The sequence below is a fragment of the Thermodesulfobacterium hydrogeniphilum genome (genome assembly GCF_000746255.1).
GTDB lineage: Bacteria > Desulfobacterota > Thermodesulfobacteria > Thermodesulfobacteriales > Thermodesulfobacteriaceae > Thermodesulfobacterium > Thermodesulfobacterium hydrogeniphilum.
Genome location: NZ_JQKW01000001.1, coordinates 46,967 through 61,636, shown reverse-complemented (window position 1 = coordinate 61,636; position 14,670 = coordinate 46,967). Strand labels below are relative to the sequence as shown.

Genomic DNA, 14,670 nt, shown 5'->3' with positions numbered 1-14,670 from the left:
ACAATATGAAATATGTTGGATTAGATGTAGGATCAGGAACAGCTAAAGTGGCTGTTCTTGATGAAAATAAAAATATACTTTTTTGGAAATATAAAAGAACCAATGGACAACCTATAGAAACTGCAGAAAAGATTCTTTCTGAAGTAGAAAAAAAATTTGATAATAATCTTTCAGGTATAACCTGCACAGGAACAGCAGGAAAAACAATTTCTCAAATTTTAGGAAGTGCTTTTATAAATGAAGTTATAGCTCATGCTAAAGCTGCTACTTTTTTTTATCCTCAGGTAAAAACCATTATAGATATAGGAGGAGAAGACTCTAAGCTTATTTTTATTACTCATGAAAGAGGCATTCCAGAAATAGAAGATTTTGCTTTAAATACTCTTTGTGCCGCAGGAACAGGCTCTTTTTTAGAACAACAGGCTGCTCGTCTTGGCTATACTATAGAAGAATTTTCTCGCTTAGCTTTGAAAGCAAAAAATATTCCAAGAATAGCAGGTAGATGCACAGTTTTTGCTAAATCCGATATGATTCATCTTCAACAAGCCGCTGTTCCTGATTGTGAAATTATAGCTGGGCTTTGCTTTGCTATCATAAGAAATTTGAAAAGTAATTTAGCAAAAGGTAAAGAGATTCTACCTCCTCTTATTTTTCAAGGAGGAGTAGCTGCTAATCTTGGAGTAAGACGTGCTATTAAAGAAATTTTTGAACTTAAAGATGATGAGCTAATAATACCAGAATATTTTAAAATAATGGGAGCTATAGGAGCAGCGCTTTATGGATTAGAAAGAAAGGCTGCCTCTGAATATAAAGGCTCTGAAATCTTGAGAAAATATCTGAAAGAAAGAAATTATAATCCACCCAGGCATCCTGTTTTAATCCCTTTTGAATCTTTAAAATTATCTGAAGAATTTACTCGCAAAATAGAAAAAAAGAGATGGGCTGTAAAAATAGAAGATGGTTTAGAAGTTTATCTTGGAATAGATGTGGGTTCTGTAAGCACTAAATTAGTAGCTATAGATAAAGACGCAAACTTAATTGCTAAAGTCTATATGCTTCATCAGGGCAAACCTTTAGAAAGCATTAAAAAAGGACTTCTTGAGCTTAAAGCTAAACTTCCTTCTAAGGTTATAGTAAAGGGTGTAGGAGCAACTGGTTCTGGAAGGTATTTAATAGGAGACTTCGTGGGAGCAGATGTTATAAGAAATGAAATTACTGCTCAAGCTTATGGAGCCCTTTTCCTTGACCATGAAGTTGATACTATTTTTGAAATAGGGGGTCAGGATTCTAAATACATTTATTTAGATAAAGGAACTGTTTCAGATTTTACAATGAATAAAGCCTGCGCTGCAGGAACAGGTTCTTTTTTACAGGAACAAGCTGTCAAATTGGGAATTCCTATTGAGAAATTTGGAGATATAGCTTTAAAAAGTAACGCTCCTCTTAAACTCGGAGAAAGATGCACAGTCTTTATGCAGTCAGATCTCTTACATTATCAACAGCAAGGACTTCCTAAAAAAGATTTAATAGCAGGTCTTTGTTATGCCATAGTTTATAATTATTTAAATAAGGTGGTAGAGGGAAGAAAAATAGGCAAAAAAATCTTCTTTCAAGGGGCAGTTGCTTTTAATAAAGGAGTAGTAGCTGCTTTTGAGAAAGTTTTGGGCAAACCCATAATTGTTCCTCCTCATCATGAGGTGACAGGAGCTATAGGAGTTGCACTTTTAGCAAAAGAAGAAACTAAAGGAGAAACAAGATTTAGAGGATTTGATTTAAGCAAAGTAAAATATACCATCAAAACCTTTGAGTGTAAAGGCTGTCCTAATCAATGTGAAATTCATCAAGTTTGTATAGAAGGAAGCAAACCTTATTACTACGGAGGTAGATGTGAAAAGTATGAAGTGGATTATAGGAAAGCTCCAGAAAACATTCCTAATTTAACCTTAGAAAGAGAAGAAAAGCTTCTCTCCTATGTGAAACCTGTAGAAGGAGATTTTAAAGAGGATAAAATTATTGGTATACCAAGAATTTTGCAATTTTTTGAATGGCTTCCTTTATTTGCTACTTTTTTTCAAGAAGCAGGATATAAAGTGGTTTTATCTCCTCCTACTTCTAAACAGATAATTAAAATTGGGTGCGAACTTGCTCCTGCAGAACCTTGCTTTCCTATAAAAATTGCTTTAGGTCATATCAAAGCTCTATTGAATATGGGAATAAAAAAAATCTTCTTACCCCAAATCACAGATCTTCCACCTGAGCATCCCATTTTTGAAGTTGGTAAAGTTTGTCCTTATGTGCAGAGCGTTCCTTGGATAAGTCCAGCTTCTTTAAAATTTAAAGAGTTAGGAACTGAAGTTATAAGTCCTGTTTTGCATCTTGGTAGGCCTAAATTTATCATAAATGATGAAATAAAACAATTAGCTCAAATGTTAAATATTCCTGTGAATAAAGCTAAAAAGGCTTGGAAAAAGGGAGAAGAAGCTCAAAAAGGCTTTCATGATTGGTTAAGAAAAAGAGGAAAAGAAATTCTAAGAGAGTTTAAAGATCAAGTTATTCTCGTAATTGTAGGAAGACCTTATAATGCTTTTGATACAGGGGCAAATTTAGGTCTTCATTATAAAATTAAAAAACTTGGAGTAGTAGGACTTCCTGTTGATATGTTGCCCTTAGATGAATTTGATAATTATGAAGCCTTAGAAGATTTTAAAAATATGTATTGGGAATATGGACAGAGATTTTTATTAGCTGCTCACATTATTAGAGAAACACCTAATTTGTTTCCTGTATTTTTTACCAATTTTTCTTGCGGACCCGATTCTTTTATTCAGCATTTTTTTGAAGAGATATTAGGAAATAAACCCTCTCTTGAGCTTGAAATAGATGAACACAGTGCTGAAGCAGGAATGGTTACACGTTTAGAAGCTTTTGTAGATAGCATTAAAAATAAAATAAAAAAATGTGAATATAAAAGGCAAAAATTTGAGATAAGAGTTAGACCTACAGATGGAAGAACTGTATATATTCCCTATATGTGTGACCATGCCAGGATTTTAGCTGCAGCTTTTAGAGCCTGTGGTGTTAAAGCTGAAGTTTTACCTGAACCTGATGAAGAAAGTCTGGAGTTAGGAAGAAGGTATACTTCAGGTAAGGAATGTTATCCTACTGTTTTAACTACTGGAGATTTAATAAAGTTGATAAATTCTCCTAATTTTAATCCAGAAAAAAGCATCTTTTTTATGCCTAATAGCGGAGGTCCATGCCGGTTTGGGCAGTATAATCAATTTCATAAAAAAATCCTGAGAGACTTAGGAATAAAAATGCCTGTTTATTCCTTACAGCAAGATATACAATTTTATGAAGATTTGGATATTTTGGGAAGAGATTTTATGAAAATAGCCTGGAGAGGTATTATAGCTGTAGATATTTTAGATAAATTTTTAAGAGAAATCAGACCTTATGCTTTGGATAAGAAAGAGGTGGAAAATTTGTATATGGAAAGTCTTTCTAAGATAGAAAGAACTATAGAAGAAAAAGGAGATTTGATAGAAATCCTTTTAGAAATTAAAAAAGCTTTTTCTAAAATCCCTGTTAAGGAAGAAGAAAAACCTGTAGTTGGTATAGTAGGAGAAATTTATGTAAGAAGCAATCGTTTTGCTAACGAAAACTTATATAGATTTTTAGAAGATTTAGGACTTGAGGTTTGGCTTCCTCCCATTACAGAATGGATTCATTTTATAAATTATACTTCCAAGAAATGGGCTAAAAAATTGGGTCTTTTAAAAACTGTCTTAAGATATATAATTGAAAGCCAGTATCTAAAGTGGGAGGAGAAAAAGTTTTCTAATTTAGTAAAAGATTTTCTTGATACAGCAGAAGAGCCAGAGGTGGAAAATTTGATGAAATTAACCCAAAAATATATAGATGTTCAATATGAAGGAGGAGAAGTTCTTCTCTCCATAGGGAAAGCTGTGGAGTATTTACATAATGGGATCTATGGAATTGTAAATGTAATTCCTTTTGCCTGTATGCCTGGTAATGTGGTGACTGCTATTTTAAAAAGGATAAAAGAAGAGGAAGGTAAAAAAGTTCCAACTCTTACAGTTCCTTGTGATGGACAAAAGTCCTTAGGCACAAAGATGAGAATAGAGGCTTTTGTAGAACAGGTAAAGGAATTTTTTAACAGTAAAAAAGCAAAATTTTAAAAAAATAAAAATAAAATAAAAAATTATGGAATAAAATTTCTATATATGACTTATTTTATTATTTTTTGATGGTTGATTTTTAAAAAAATCTGATTTAAATTAATTTAGACTATAACGAGTGTAAAATAATTTTGAAGAAGCAAAAGCAAAGTAGTTTAAAATTTTTAATAGAGACTTTAACAGATAGTTTAACAATAGGTATAGCAGTTGTTGGCTCCATTTTTGCAGGTGCTATAACTGGATGGTTTATAGAAGAAAAATTATTACACGGCAAAACTTTTCCATGGATTACTACCTTAGGAATTTTATTGGGAGCAGCAGGGGGTATTAAAAATTTATTTTATTACAGTAAAAAACGAATGAAAGAAGTGGAAGAGGAAGAAAATAAATGGAAAGAATAAATCCTGAAAGGTTTTTTAAAAATGTAGAAAAGTTTATGTTAATAAGTATATGTGTATGTAGTTTATTGGTGTTGTTAATTAGCCAAAATTTAATGTGGATGATTTCTTTTTTTATTGGAGGATTTTTAGGTTTTATTAATTTTAGAACAACCAAAAGGGAAGGGATAGATTTTATAAAAATGTTTAAAGAGACAGTAGTTATGTCCTCTGATGATTCAGAGAACATGGAAAAACCTTCTTATAAAGGTGAAAATATTTTAATTTTGAAGACTTTTTTAAAGTTAACTGCTATAGGGCTAATTGTTTATTTTTTGCTGAAATTTTCTTTTAATATAATATATATATTATTAGGATTTACTTTAATATATTTTGTTTTAACATTAATGACTTTAAAACTTTTAAATAAAAAAGAAATAGCATAAAAGTAAGGGGGGTAAAATATGGAAGAACCTATTTTGTTTTTATGTTTAATTTTGCAAAAATTAGGGATTCCCTCTGGGGAATATTTTTATCATCATGCTGATAAGTACGGAATTTTAGCCAAAATTTTTGCTCCTCATATGGTTTATGGATATTTTATTTCTATACTTTTAATTGTTTTAGCTATTCTTGGAACAAGGAAAATGGAATTTATTCCAAGTGGTCTCCAAAATTTTTGGGAATTTGTTTTAGAAGCTTTATATAATTTTACTTATGAAAATGTTCCTCATGGTGAGGATGGCAAACCTAATATTGTTCCTTTAGTTTATCCTTTAATTGTAATGTTTGCTCTTTTTATTCTTTTTTCTAACTTTATTGGATTAATACCTGGTTGCACATGTCCAACTGCTAATCTTAATGTTACTCTTGGGTTAACACTTATTACAATTATATATTATCATTTATTAGGTCTTAGATTCAGGGGATTGGGATATTTTAAAAGTTTTATGGGACCTATGATTTGGTTAGCACCTTTAATGATTCCTACAGAAATTTTTAGCCATATAGGAAGAATTATTTCTCTTTCTGTCCGACTTTTTGGAAATATGATGTCAAAAGAACTTTTGCTTGGTCTTTTAACCTTTTTAGCAGGACCTTTTTTTGCTCCTTTACCAATTATGTGTTTAGGTGTATTAGTAGCTTTCGTGCAGATGTTGATTTTTATAGTTTTAAGTTTGGCTTATTTTGCTGGAGCAGTTGAAGAAGAACATTAAAAATGAGAATTTTGCCAAGGGGGCTATACCTTCTTGGCAAGAATTTTCTGAATAATTCAAAAAATTTTTAAAGGAGGGTGAGGGTATGAAAAGAGCTGTTCTGTTAGCTTTGTTTGTATTAGGTTTAGCTTTTGCAAATCCTGCATTTGCAGCAGAAGCAGCAGGTAATGCCGCAGGAAGCACTTTATTTTTTGCTGCTATTGTATTTGGAGCAGCTGTAGGTGTAGGTTTAGCTGCTCTTGGTTGTGGTGTAGGTATGGGTCATGCTACCCGTGGTGCTTGTGAAGGTATTGCCAGAAATCCTGAAATCTCTGGTAAACTTACAGTTACTATGATTCTCGGTTTGGCATTTATTGAAGCTTTAACAATTTATGCATTGGTTATTGCTTTGATCTTACTTTATGCTAACCCAATTTTACCCAAATTTTTAAATGTACTTGGTTTGGGTGGTTAATCAGTTTAGATAAAATTTAAATTTAAAAAATAAAAAGGCCATAGGGTTAAAGCCTTATGGCCTTTTTTTATTTTTATTTTAAATTATAATAATATTATGCTTTCACAAGCTTTCAGTTTTTCAGTTCTTGGTATAGACGCTTTTCCAGTAGAAATAGAAGTAGATTTTAGTTTAGGATTACCTGGTATTACTATTGTTGGTCTTCCAGATAGTTCAATAAGAGAAAGCAGAGAAAGAATAAGGTCTGCCCTTAAAAATTCAGGGTTTAAGTTTCCTATGAAAAAAACTATTATCAATTTAGCTCCTGCTGATCTCAAAAAAGAAGGAAGCGGTTTTGATCTGGCTATTGCTATAGCTTTATTAGCAGGTATAGAAATTGTTCCTAAGGAAAAATTAAAAAATCGTGCTTTTATAGGAGAACTTGCTTTAGATGGAAGAATAAAAAGTACTAAAGGAATTCTTCCTGCAGTTTTAAAAGCTAAAGAATTAAATTTTAAAGAAATTATTATACCTTATGATAATTTAAAAGAATCTTCTTTAGTAAAAGACTTTAAAATCATAGGAGTTAAACATCTTAGAGAGGTGGTAGATTATCTTAAAGGAGATTATACTCCAGAACCTTTTGATAATTCAAATATTTCTTATTTAGAAGAAAGATATGAAGAGGACTTTGCAGAAGTTTTAGGACAGGAAATGGCTAAAAGAGCCTTTGAAATAGCTGCAGCAGGAGGACATAATCTTTTAATGATAGGGCCTCCTGGAGCAGGAAAAACCATGTTAGCTCAAAGGGTTCCTACTATTCTCCCTCCTTTAACTTATGAAGAAGCTTTAGAAACTACTAAAATTTATTCTGTAGCAGGGCTTTTATCTTCTGAAAAATCTTTTATTTTAACCCGTCCGTTTCGTAATCCTCACTTTGGAATTTCTGAGGTAGGATTAATAGGTGGAGGAACACCTCCTAAACCAGGAGAAATAAGTTTAGCACATCATGGAGTTTTATTTTTAGATGAATTTCCAGAATTCAGAAAAGATGTCATAGAAGCTTTAAGACAACCTTTAGAAGATGGAAAAGTCACTATTACAAGAGCAAATTTTACAGTTACTTATCCTTCTAAATTTATGCTTATATGTGCCATGAATCCCTGTAGATGTGGTTATTATGGTCATCCTACCAAACCATGTCAATGCACTTATCAAGAAATTAAAAGATATAGAAATAAAATTTCAGGGCCTATTATTGACAGAATTGATATTCATTTAGAAATACCAGCAGTTGATTTTAAAGACCTTTTAAAAGAAAATTCTAAAAATTCTTCAATAAATTCTAAAGCTATTAGAGAAAAAGTTATAAAAGCACGAAAAATTCAAGAAAAAAGATATAATTCCCCTTTAAAAACAAACGCCAGGTTAAAACCTAAGGAAATTAAAAAATTTTGTGTCTTAGAACTAAAAGCTCAGGAATTTTTGGAAAAAGCTGCTGATAAATTTAGTTTTTCAGCCAGAGCTATCCATAAAATATTAAAGATTGCTCGTACTATTGCAGATTTAGAAGAATGTGAAATAATATTAAAACAACATCTTGCAGAAGCTATCCAATATAGAGTTTTGGAAAGGTCTTTATGGCAAAATTAAGCTTTAATGATACAGTAAGACAATTATCTCAACCTTTACTTTTACCTATAGTAAAAGTATTAGCAAATTTAAAAATTCATCCTAATATTATAACTATTTTATGTTTTACAGGTTTTGTTATAAGTTCCTATTTTATAGCTTGTGGAAAATTTTTAATTGCTGGTATTTTACTTTTAATTTTTGCTCCTTTAGATGCAATTGATGGAGCTTTAGCACGCTTCTCAAACCAAGTTACTCATTTTGGAGCTTTTTTAGATTCTACCTTAGATAGATATGGAGAAATTTTTGTTTTCTTAGCTTTTACTTATTATTTTTTAATCAATAATTTATTTTATGGGGTTTTATTAAGTTTCTTAGGTATTACCGGCTCTCTAATGGTTAGTTATACCAGAGCAAGGGCAGAAGGAGCAGGCTTTGAATGTAAAATAGGATTTCTTACCAGATTTGAAAGATTGTTTCTTCTTATACTTGCTCTCTTGTTTGATTTTTGTACTCTTTTTTTAATTTTTATTTCTATTTTCACCCATTTTACAGCTTTACAAAGAATTTTATATGTATATAAACAATATAAACAAAAAAAGAGGTGATTTTATGTGTTTAGCCTACCCTTATAAAATTATAGAAATAAAAGATGAATGGACAGCTATAGCAGAAGTTCAAGGAGTAAAAACTGAAATAGCTTTACATTTGCTACCTGAACCTGTAAAAGAAGGTGATTGGGTTTTAGTTCATGTAGGTTTTGCTATTAAGAAATTAAATCCTGAAGAAGCTGAAGAAACTCTGAGGTATTGGGATGAAATACTCAAAAGAACTCAGCCAATTATGGAATAATTTTAAAGACCCCGAACGAGTTAAAAAATTAGTTCAAACTATAAAAAAAGAAATAGAAAATTATGGTAAACCTGTAAATATAATGGAATTTTGTGGCGGACATACTCATGTTATTTTAAGAAATGGTTTAGATGAACTCTTAAAGGGCTATATAAATTTTTTACATGGTCCAGGATGTCCTGTTTGTGTAACAGCTTTAGAACGTGTAGATATGGCTATTGAATTAGCCAAAATTCCAAATACTATTTTTTGTACTTATGGTGATTTAATGAGAGTTCCAGGGTCTAATAAAATAAGTCTCTTAAAATTAAGAGCTGAAGGGTATAATATAAAACCTGTTTCTTCTTGTATGGAAACCTTAAAGTTAGCTTTAGAAAATCGAGATAAAAATATCATATTTTTTGCTATAGGATTTGAAACTACTGCTCCTCATACCGCAGTATTAATTAAACAGGCTTATGATTTGAAAATTAAAAATTTATGGATAATTTCTAATCATATTTTAGCTTTGGTTGTTTTAGATTTTCTTTTGCAAAGCAAAGAAAAACCTTCTATAGATGCTTTTATAGGTCCTGGCCATGTTAGCACTATTACAGGAAGTAAAGTTTATGAACCTATAGTTAAAAAATATGGGACTCCTATAGTAATAGCTGGTTTTGAACCCTTAGATTTATTACAGGCTATTTATATGATTGTTAAACAAATAAAAGAAAATAGATGTGAAGTAGAAATACAATATACCAGATCTGTAACTCAAGAAGGAAATATTAAAGCTAAGGAATTTTTAAATGAAGCTTTTGTCATTAGAAAAACTTTCCCCTGGAGGGGTTTAGGAGAAATACCCAATAGTGCTTATGCTATTTCTCCAAAATATGAATTTTTAGATGGAGAAAAGGCTTTTAAAGTGAATTTACATCCTCCTAAGGAAAATCCTGGATGTTTATGCGGAGAAGTTATAAAAGGTCTTAAAAAACCTACAGATTGTAAACTTTTTGGAAAAGTATGCAATCCACAAAACCCTATAGGTCCTTGTATGGTTTCTTCAGAAGGAGCTTGTTTAGCTTATTTTAAATATAGAAAGATCTAAGATCTAAAAAATAAAAAAGGCGGGGAATTCCCCGCCTTTTTTATTTTTTATAACACTTTCACTCTTTTAATTTCTTTACCTTTAGAATCTAAAACATGAACAGCACAGGCGATACAGGGATCAAAGGAATGAATAGTTCTTAATACTTCTAAAGGTTTTTCAGGATCAACTATAGGATTATCAATTAAACTTGCCTCATAAGGTCCTTTTTTTCCTTTTTCATCTCTTGGACTTACATTCCATGTAGAAGGAACTACACACTGATAATTTTTGATTTTTCCTCTTTCAATTACAACCCAATGAGAAAGAGTTCCTCTAGGAGCTTCATGGAAACCAAACCCTTTGATTTCTCTTCTTGGAAATTTTACCTCATTCCAGATCTCTAAATCTCCCTTAGCTATGTTCTTTTCTAATAGATCAAGATGTTTTAAAGCAAGATCAGCTAAAACTGCAGCTCTTATAGCTCTAGCTAAATGTCTTCCCATAGTAGAATGCAGATCATTAACAGTAAGATTAACTCCAAGTGTTTTGGCTTTTTCAATGGCGTAATTTACCCATTTCATAGTAGGTTCATGTTTAGAAGCAATTCCCATTAAAACCTGAGCTAATGGCCCAACTTGCATAGGTTCCCCTTTAAAACGAGGAGCTTTAGCCCAGCTATATTTTCCATTAGGATCAAAATCTGTATAATTAGGAATTGTTTCTCCTTGCCAAGGATGTCTTGGACCAGTATCTTTATACCATGAATGAGCCACTGTCTCAGTAATATTATCTCTGAAATAAGGATCATTAAAGCTCTTAATAGGATGATAAGTGGAAAGATCTCCATTAAAAATAGTTCCACCAGGAAGATCAAATTTGGTGCCTTTGGTATCAAGAGGTAAATCAGGAACAGCTAAGTAATTGGTAACACCTCTTCCAATTTTAAACCAGTCTTTATAAAGACATCCAATAGCAATTACATCATTGAGATATACTTTTTGAGTATACTCTTTTACTCTTAACAGTAATTCACGAATATAGTCAAGTCTCTCCATATTTAAAGTAGCTTCATTATCAGGATTAATGGCTAACCCAACACCACCTACTATTACAGTCTGAATATGAGGATTTTTACCACCCAAAATAGCAACTACTTTGTCTGCATTAAATTGATAATCAAGAGCTGTTAGATAATGAGCTACAGCTAATAAGTTGACTTCAGGAGGAAGTTTCATCTGAGGATGTCCCCAGTAACCATTGGTAAAAGGACCAATCTGCCCTCTCTCTACAAATTTCTGTAATTTTTCTTTTATACTTTTAAAATAGGTAACACTATTTCCTTCCCAATCAGATATAGTTTGAGCAAGTTCTGCAGTTTTTTTAGGATCAGCCTTTAAAGCAGAAATTATATCCACCCAGTCTAAAGCGGAGAGATGATAAAAATGAACCATATGGTCATGTATACCATGAGCACATAAAATAATATTCCTTACATATTGAGCATTAAGAGGAATTTCCATCCCAAGAGCATTTTCTACTGCTCTTACAGATGCTATAGCATGAACAGTAGTACAAACTCCACAAATTCTTTGAGTAAAAGCCCATGCATCTCTTGGATCTCTCCCTTTTAAAATAACTTCTATACCTCTCCACATTTGAGTAGAAGACCAGGCATTAACGACTTTTCCTCCTGCTACTTCTACATCTATTCTAAGGTGTCCTTCAATTCTTGTAAGCGGATCTATTGTTATCCTTTGAGCCATAATTTCCCCTCCTTTTTATATTTTTAAAATTTTATTATTTTTCTCCTTCTATATCCATAACCGGCTTATAAATAGGAAAAGCATTATCCCAAAAATTAGGTTCTGTACAACCTATACAAGGATGACCAGCACCGACTGGCCATACCCCTACATCACAAAATCTTTGAACAGGACAATTAGAGTAAGTAATTGGCCCTTTGCAACCAAGTTTATATAAACAATAGCCCTTTTTATATCCTTCATCTCCGAATTTCTCGGCAAATCTTCCTTCATCAAAATGAGCTCTTCTTTCACAATGATTATGAATAAGCCTTCCATAAGCAAATTTTGGTCTTCTTAAATGATCAAGCTCAGGAAGTTTACCAAAAGTTAAAATATAACTTACTGTAGCAAGGAAATTGTAAGGATTAGGTGGACAACCTGGTATATTTATAAGCTTACTATTACCTATAACCTCTCCTACTCCTACTGCACCAGTTGGATTTGGTTTAGCTGCCTGAACTCCACCAAATGCTGCACAAGTTCCAAAAGCAATTACTAATTTTGCATCCTTTGTAACTTCTTTTAAAATTTCAATAGCAGGTTTACCTCCTATCTTACAATAAATACCTCCATCCTTCGTAGAAACTGCTCCTTCTACTACACAGATATATTCACCTTTATAGGTCTTCATGGCTTCATGTAAAACTTCTTCAGCCTGCTTTCCTGCAGCTGGCATAAGAGTCTCATGGTACTCTAAATTAATAATATCCAAAAGAAATCTTGCTAAAGGTGGATGTGAAGCCCTTAAAAGAGATTCAGTACAACCAGTACATTCCATAAAATGAAGCCAAATAACAGTAGGTTTGGGCCCCTTCTTTAAAGCTGCTGAAACCTTATCTACCATAGAATATGGTAAACCCATACTTGCTGTTACAATAGTACATATTTTAAGAAAATCTCTTCTACTTATTTCTCCAAATCTTAACATGTCAAACCTCCTTAAAGTAGAATTTAGTAATATTTATCTTATATCTTTTTGTGAAAAAAGGCAAGAATAATTTTTAATCAAAATTCAAAATTATTAAAAAGTTATTTATAAAAATTTGAACAATTTGAAATTATTTGAATTTATTTAAAATTAATTGCCAATTTTCTTTTTTTATTAAACTTTTATATTTTTAAATTTCTTTAGAACTCAAACCAATAAAACCAAGGTAAGTAATAAAAAATCGTTCAAACCACTCTTGATAAGTTCGTCTTTTATCTTTTATAAACCTATCTGCCCAGCTTTGAACATTTAGTTCTTCAGCTAAAGTATAAAAAATATCTATACCTTTTTCTCCTTCCAGATGCTGAGGAATAGCTTTGGCTTTGATATTATAAAGAGCTATATTTTTGTAAACTTCTTTCATTTTTTCTTCAAAATCTTCAATTCCAATTAGTTTATAAATATTTTCCAAAAAATTTTCAGCCCAACCTCTATGAAATCTGCAAAAACCTGCATTAGAAATACCAAGCTCTTTTATAGCTCTTTCATATACTAACTTGGCAAACTCTTCTGGTGAGCCAAAAGCTAAAGAATATTCAGTCCAGTATTTTCCTGTAACAAAAATTGGAAGAACAAATCCAGGAGTCCAGTAAAAATTAGGTGTCATATATCCCTTTTCTCCATAGGGTTGATAAATAGCTATATCATAAAAAGAAAGTCCTATTTTTTCTATTCTTTCTTCATATTTTATATTCAATTTCTGAATAGCCTCTCTTAAACCTAATTCAGCTATAAGTTTTAAAACCTCGGTTTTCTTTTCTATTAGATTACTTAAAATTTCTAAAGCTATTTTTCCATTTATTTTCCATCTTTCAGGATTTAGAATGAAAGGATCCAAATTAGGTAAACATGTAATACCTACCTCCTCAGGTTTTAATAGGCCTTTATTTATTGCTTCTAAAATAAAGATAACAATATGACCTGCTCCTATAGCATCAATACCTGTTTTATCCATAAAATCAACTATGTGAGAAGCTATATCTAAATCAAAAACCCCTATTAACGGTCCTATACCATGAAAAGGTTCATAATCCACCTTTTTGGTATTCCATATTTTTTTACAAGCTACTGGACAAGGCTCCCCACAAGTTTTCCAAGCTTTGGATCTTTCAGAAGTTTTTTCTTTAAAAGGTTTCCAATAATTCTCAAGAATAAGTTCTGCTATTTTTTTTCTAAAATTCTTTTTCAAGTAAATGCTGTTATAACCAAAACTTAAAAGCCACTCTTTATAATGAGGGTAATTTGAACCAAAAGTTCCTCCTGTTCCTATTTTAGGATTAAATCTATATTTAACAGTAGCAGAATTAACTGCAGAAATAAAATCTCTTCCTGTAATACTTTTAAAGTATTTATTAAACTCTTTAATACTCAAAAATGTTTTAGGCAAATCAGGTTTTATATTTCCTCCTGCGATAATAGCCACTACATTGTGAGTTTGAGCTAAAACTGAACCAGCTCCTCCTCTCCCTGCAAAATCTTCACTTCCTATGATTAGTTCCTTTTTTGCAGGGTTAACATCTATAGAAACAAGTGCCCCTAATCTGGTTTGAAATGCCCCAGGTCCTACTACTATGGCTCTGGCATTATTTTCTAAAAAAAATTTGTTATATTCTTCAAGTAACCATAAAGTTAAAGCATAAGCTCCTGTCTCATTTTTATATTCTTTGAAAATTTGGTAAAGCTCTTCTTCCTCCAATTCTTTAAAATTAACTTCTGTTTTTTCTTTACCTTCAATAAAAATCAAAACAGGCTTAGGACTTTTACCTATAATAACAATTCCATTAATTCCAGATCCTATAAATTTATAACCCACACCTCCTACTTCAGAAACATGAAGACCATAGCTTTCTGGACTTTTAAATATTGCTACCATTCTATGAGTTCCAAATATTTTTCCCCCTGCAAAAGGCCCTGTTCCTAAAAATAAAGCATTCTTAGAATCTAAGATATCATATTTCCAAGATTCTAACTCCTCTAAATGAATTCTTACTCCTATATCTACTACCCCTAAATATGGAGGTATAGGATATTCTTTGATTTTCCAGTCTTTTTTTTCTACATCTATAAATAAAACTTTATAAGTAACCATAGACTT

General features: G+C 31.5%; 12 protein-coding genes. 9 read left to right on the top strand and 3 right to left on the bottom strand.

Translation table 11 applies throughout. From position 1 onward, the window contains the following. Positions 1-5: 5 nt before the first annotated feature. The 9 genes from CC87_RS00275 to hypD all read left to right on the top strand — a co-directional run bounded on the left by CC87_RS00275 (position 6) and on the right by hypD (position 9,800). A complete protein-coding gene (locus CC87_RS00275) occupies positions 6-4,202 on the top strand; it encodes an acyl-CoA dehydratase activase (protein WP_038054883.1) in 4,197 nt (1,398 codons plus the stop codon). A 131-nt stretch (positions 4,203-4,333) separates the two neighbouring features. After that, positions 4,334-4,603, top strand: a complete 270-nt coding sequence (locus CC87_RS00270) for an AtpZ/AtpI family protein (RefSeq protein ID WP_038054881.1) — start codon at positions 4,334-4,336, stop codon at positions 4,601-4,603. Further along, positions 4,591-5,025, top strand: a complete 435-nt coding sequence (locus tag CC87_RS00265) for a hypothetical protein (protein WP_038054879.1) — start codon at positions 4,591-4,593, stop codon at positions 5,023-5,025. The genes CC87_RS00270 and CC87_RS00265 overlap by 13 nt, the downstream gene beginning before the upstream one ends. Before the next feature lie 18 nt (positions 5,026-5,043). Further along, on the top strand, positions 5,044-5,796 hold the full coding sequence (gene atpB, locus CC87_RS00260) for a F0F1 ATP synthase subunit A (RefSeq protein WP_038054875.1): 753 nt from the start codon (positions 5,044-5,046) through the stop codon (positions 5,794-5,796). Positions 5,797-5,881: 85 nt separating this feature from the next. After that, positions 5,882-6,250: an ATP synthase F0 subunit C gene (gene atpE / locus CC87_RS00255; RefSeq protein WP_038054873.1), complete on the top strand. Its 369-nt coding sequence runs from the start codon at positions 5,882-5,884 to the stop codon at positions 6,248-6,250. A 96-nt stretch (positions 6,251-6,346) separates the two neighbouring features. After that, positions 6,347-7,882, top strand: coding sequence for a YifB family Mg chelatase-like AAA ATPase (locus tag CC87_RS00250; protein WP_038054871.1), 1,536 nt, complete (start codon positions 6,347-6,349; stop codon positions 7,880-7,882). Further along, positions 7,870-8,469 carry a CDP-alcohol phosphatidyltransferase family protein gene (locus CC87_RS00245; protein WP_038054869.1) on the top strand — a complete coding sequence of 200 codons (600 nt, stop codon included), beginning with the start codon at positions 7,870-7,872 and terminating at the stop codon, positions 8,467-8,469. The genes CC87_RS00250 and CC87_RS00245 overlap by 13 nt, the downstream gene beginning before the upstream one ends. Positions 8,470-8,473: 4 nt before the next feature. Next, positions 8,474-8,713: a HypC/HybG/HupF family hydrogenase formation chaperone gene (locus CC87_RS00240; protein WP_038054867.1), complete on the top strand. Its 240-nt coding sequence runs from the start codon at positions 8,474-8,476 to the stop codon at positions 8,711-8,713. Further along, positions 8,676-9,800 (top strand): hydrogenase formation protein HypD, encoded by a 1,125-nt coding sequence (gene hypD / locus CC87_RS00235; RefSeq protein ID WP_038054865.1) that lies wholly within the window; start codon positions 8,676-8,678, stop codon positions 9,798-9,800. Before CC87_RS00240 ends, hypD begins: the two co-directional genes overlap by 38 nt. Positions 9,801-9,847: 47 nt before the next feature. Here the strand turns inward: hypD and CC87_RS00230 are convergent, their stop codons facing one another. The 3 genes from CC87_RS00230 to CC87_RS00220 all read right to left on the bottom strand — a co-directional run bounded on the left by CC87_RS00230 (position 9,848) and on the right by CC87_RS00220 (position 14,664). Continuing rightward, on the bottom strand, positions 9,848-11,545 hold the full coding sequence (locus CC87_RS00230) for a nickel-dependent hydrogenase large subunit (protein WP_038054863.1): 1,698 nt from the start codon (positions 11,543-11,545) through the stop codon (positions 9,848-9,850). Positions 11,546-11,579: 34 nt separating this feature from the next. Then, positions 11,580-12,515 carry a hydrogenase small subunit gene (locus CC87_RS00225; RefSeq protein ID WP_038054861.1) on the bottom strand — a complete coding sequence of 312 codons (936 nt, stop codon included), beginning with the start codon at positions 12,513-12,515 and terminating at the stop codon, positions 11,580-11,582. 190 nt (positions 12,516-12,705) lie between these two features. Beyond that, positions 12,706-14,664 (bottom strand): aldehyde ferredoxin oxidoreductase N-terminal domain-containing protein, encoded by a 1,959-nt coding sequence (locus CC87_RS00220; protein WP_038054859.1) that lies wholly within the window; start codon positions 14,662-14,664, stop codon positions 12,706-12,708. Positions 14,665-14,670 lie beyond the last annotated feature (6 nt).